Annotated in this window: 4 protein-coding genes, 1 tRNA gene and 1 pseudogene; 4 read left to right on the top strand and 2 right to left on the bottom strand. The window is 42.0% G+C overall.

All coding sequences use genetic code 11. The features are described from left to right. The 4 genes and pseudogenes from V7D75_RS14385 to panD form a co-directional block, all read left to right on the top strand. Positions 1 to 180, top strand: a pseudogene (locus V7D75_RS14385) (ribose-phosphate pyrophosphokinase); the annotation flags it as partial. A 297-nt stretch (positions 181 to 477) separates the two neighbouring features. Then, positions 478 to 1,170, top strand: a complete 693-nt coding sequence (locus tag V7D75_RS14380; protein ID WP_102077293.1) for a 50S ribosomal protein L25/general stress protein Ctc — start codon at positions 478 to 480, stop codon at positions 1,168 to 1,170. Between the two features lie 207 nt (positions 1,171 to 1,377). Further along, the gene (gene pth, locus V7D75_RS14375) at positions 1,378 to 1,959 is read left to right on the top strand and encodes an aminoacyl-tRNA hydrolase (RefSeq protein WP_333615113.1); all 582 of its coding nucleotides are present in this window, start codon (positions 1,378 to 1,380) and stop codon (positions 1,957 to 1,959) included. Between the two features lie 153 nt (positions 1,960 to 2,112). Beyond that, positions 2,113 to 2,493, top strand: a complete 381-nt coding sequence (panD, locus tag V7D75_RS14370; protein WP_045443274.1) for an aspartate 1-decarboxylase — start codon at positions 2,113 to 2,115, stop codon at positions 2,491 to 2,493. Between the two features lie 73 nt (positions 2,494 to 2,566). Here panD and V7D75_RS14365 read toward each other — a convergent pair whose 3' ends face one another. Continuing rightward, on the bottom strand, positions 2,567 to 3,220 hold the full coding sequence (locus tag V7D75_RS14365; protein ID WP_333615114.1) for an RDD family protein: 654 nt from the start codon (positions 3,218 to 3,220) through the stop codon (positions 2,567 to 2,569). A gap of 249 nt (positions 3,221 to 3,469) precedes the next feature. Continuing rightward, positions 3,470 to 3,546 (bottom strand) — tRNA-Arg (locus tag V7D75_RS14360). Positions 3,547 to 3,780: the final 234 nt, after the last annotated feature.

Here is a 3,780-nt window from a genome sequence, read left to right as displayed (position 1 = left end):
GCGCTAAAAAATATCAGCGAATCAGCACTCGATGAAATTGTGGTTACCGACACCATTCCATTGTCTGACGCAGCTAAAGCTTGTAGCAAAATCCGTCAAGTAAGTATCGCTCCAATGCTGGCTGAAAGCTTACGCCGTATCAATAACGAAGAATCTATCAGCGCTATGTTTGATGCTTAGGTAAAGATGTATTTTCGTTGCTAAAAAATGCCATACTAAAAAACGCTAAGTTTAATGACTTGGCGTTTTTTTATATAAGATGGTCGCGCACCATTTTCTCTAGGTCTTTATTATTGTTAAAGAATCACGTATAATGCGCGCCTGTATTCATCATTCGTTAACCCCTATAATTTTTAGGTATTATATATTTAGCGACATGATTGATACTTTCTAAAGTATTGATTATCCGGTGATAGACTGGTCGCAAGTCTGTTATTGCTGGTAGATACTTCACATACTCTCTATAGGATTATATCCATGGCTATTGATCATTTTGCAATCAACGCAGTTGACCGCTCTGCTGAACAACAAGGTAAAGGTGCGAGCCGCCGCCTACGTAAGCAGAACCTAGTTCCTGCTATCATTTATGGTGGTGGTGAAGAACCAACTGCCATCTCTATCAAAATCAACGAGCTAGTAAAGTCGCTTGAATATGAAGCGTTTTTCTCACAAATTTTGACCATCACTACCGATAAAGGTGATGAGCAACAAGTCGTTATCAAAGACTTGCAGCGCCATCCTGCTAAAGGTTTCCCAATGCATGCAGATTTTCAGCGCATTGTGAAAGGTCAAAAAATTAACATGCACGTTCCGCTACATTTTGCAGGCCGTGAAGAAGCGCCAGGTACGAAAGCGGGCGGTATCTTATCTACGCTAGTATCTGATGTTGAAATCGTTTGCCTACCTTCACAATTACCTGAATACTTAGAAATCGACGTATCAGGCATGGAAATCGGTGATCTATTCCGTCTATCAGACATCAAATTGCCTGAAGGCGTGATTATCTTTGATCTTGACATGGAAGATGCGCACGACCGTACTGTTGTGAACATGCAGCCACCAACGGTTGAAGAAGTTGACGAAGATGCTGACGAAGTTGATGCTGATGAAGTACCTGCTACTGAGCAAAACGCTGACGGCGAAGTTAAAGAAGACAAAGACGCTGAATAATAATCTTTATAACGCTTATCTAGCAGCCTTATGGTTGCGCGGTTATAAAAGATTGGTTTAGTCAAAAAATAGCAGGTGATGAATATCTCCTGCTGTTTTTGTAACTGAGGTTTGAAAAGAAGGTTTGAAAAGTAGGATAAGCACGATCAGTTCATCTTACTTTTCAAACCTTATCTCTTATTTATTAAATTTAAGCAGGGTGTTTTTATGACCATAAAGCTTATTGTCGGTCTTGGTAATCCTGGTCAGCAGTATATGTTTACGCGTCATAATGCAGGGTTTTGGTTCGTCCATCATTTGGCGCAGCAGTTTAATATTGCCCTCGCCCCCGACAAAAAATTCCACGGGGTGACGGGACGTGGGCAAATTCATGGTCACGATGTACGCCTGCTTATGCCTCTGACCTTTATGAATAAATCTGGTCAATCGGTGGTGCCGATGGTCAATTTTTATGGCATTAACAATAATGAGCTGCTGATTGCCCATGATGAGCTCGATATACCCGCTGGCAGTATCAAGCTCAAAACCGACGGCGGACACGGTGGTCATAATGGTCTGCGTGATATCACCCCACATATCGGCAACGACTTTCATCGCCTGCGTATCGGTATTGGTCATCCGGGTCACAAATCTAAAGTCAGCGGTCACGTATTGTCTAAAGCGGCGCCCGATGAGCAAATGGCTATCGATAGCGCGTTAAGTGCTGCTTTTGACGCCTTACCATTATTATTAGATGGTGATATTGAAAAAGCGCGCTCGCAGATTAATGGCTTTAAATTACCAGAATAATCTGCCGTTGATGGCAAACATTTAAGTCATTTAAATCGCCAAAGCGTAAATTTAGCCGTGACTTTTAGGCAAATAACTTTTATTCTACTTACCCTGTCCCCATTAAGCTTTTGATTTGGTTCATTTATATCAGTTACCCTAAGGAAGCAACCTATGCTACTTAATATGCTCAAGTGCAAATTACATCGCGCCCGTGTTACCCATGCTGAGCTGCATTATGAAGGCTCATGCGGTATCGATGGTGACCTACTCGACCTTGCTGGTCTGCGTGAAAACGAATCTATCGATATCTATAACGTCACCAATGGCAAACGCTTTCGCACCTACGCGATTCGCGCTGAAGCGGGCTCTGGCATTATCTCGTTAAACGGTGCCGCCGCTCATATGGCTGACCTAGGCGATATCGTCATTATCTGTGCTTACGCCCATTTTGATGAAGTAGAAGCCGCTACCTATCAGCCAAAACTGGTGTATTGCAACGAAGACAACACCGTGAAAGACACGGCCAATATCATTCCGGTACAAGTGGCTTAATTATCCATGACTGCCGTGTAAGTGGTCAATAAAAAAGCTGAATCTAATTAAGATTCAGCTTTTTTTATGCTATTTATTTATCCTGCTTGCGGTTTCTAATCACCCGCCATAGCCCTTCATTTTCTGTTTTCGGCATTTTTAAAGTGATGGTATTTGATAGCATATCTTGTATGGCCAAACCGCGACGATTAAAAAGACAAAAGGCATAGTTGAAAACAAAGCCCAAAAAAGCACTGGTCAATAAGATAGCGCGTGAACCACCGATAACACTACCAATGAGACCAAATATCAGCGGCATCAGACTTGCTGCCAAAATACGCTTAAAAGATTGCCCCCACGTTAGCAAGTGACCATTATTATTGACCGTTTTTAAGCGCCACGTTTGCATGCCTAGTGTTTGCCCACCGCGGCGCCAAAACAGCCCATAGAAGCCCACCAGCGTTAGAATAAAAGACGGGGTCATAATAAAGTTTTGATACCATGACGGCAGCGATCTGGCTTGCTGTGACTGCGTGCCCGTCTCCATCGTCAATAGCGTACCAATTACGGTCAGCACCGTACCGACCAAAAACAGTAGTGCCAAAATCAACATACCATCATAAAGGATAGCCGCCATACGCGTGCCCGGTTTGGCAATCACTGCCTCTTCGGCAACGGAGTCTTGATGCGCTGAGTTGTTGCGTGGCGATTTTGCTTTAGTAGCAGCTTTTGGTGACGATTTTGACATGATACCAGCCCATAACAAGCGAAAAATAGAGCGCTCATTGTACCGTAATTCAGGCACTTAGCGTACCTTATGATAAGACAAGACTTTTGCTATAAAGACAGGGGATTTGAATTTAGGAAAGAATAACAAGGTAAGGTTGTACTGCTATAAAAATGACAGACATAAAAAAATCGCCAAATTGTCATAAGACAGGCGATTAATTTAGTTTTAGCTTAATGATTATATGAATCAAATAAGCTAGTATGCAAATGGTGCGCTTGGAGAGATTCGAACGCCCGACCCCTTAGTTCGTAGCCAAGTGCTCTATCCAACTGAGCTACAAGCGCGTACTTTGCATATTATCTACTGAATTATTCAAGAACAATTGCAGTAAATTAGGTTGGTTATTATATAGATAATCTCGCTTGTGTCAACTCATTTTTTAATTAAATTCAAATTATTTTTGAATGTTAATCTAAAATATCATTAACGCTATTTTTGCGTTATTACTCTTTATAACAACTGAATAAATGGCGGTGAAGGAGGGATTCGAACCCTCGATACGCTTACACGTATGGTTC

The organism is Psychrobacter sp., assembly GCF_036731945.1.
GTDB lineage: Bacteria > Pseudomonadota > Gammaproteobacteria > Pseudomonadales > Moraxellaceae > Psychrobacter.
This window is presented reverse-complemented; position numbering and strand designations above follow the sequence as displayed.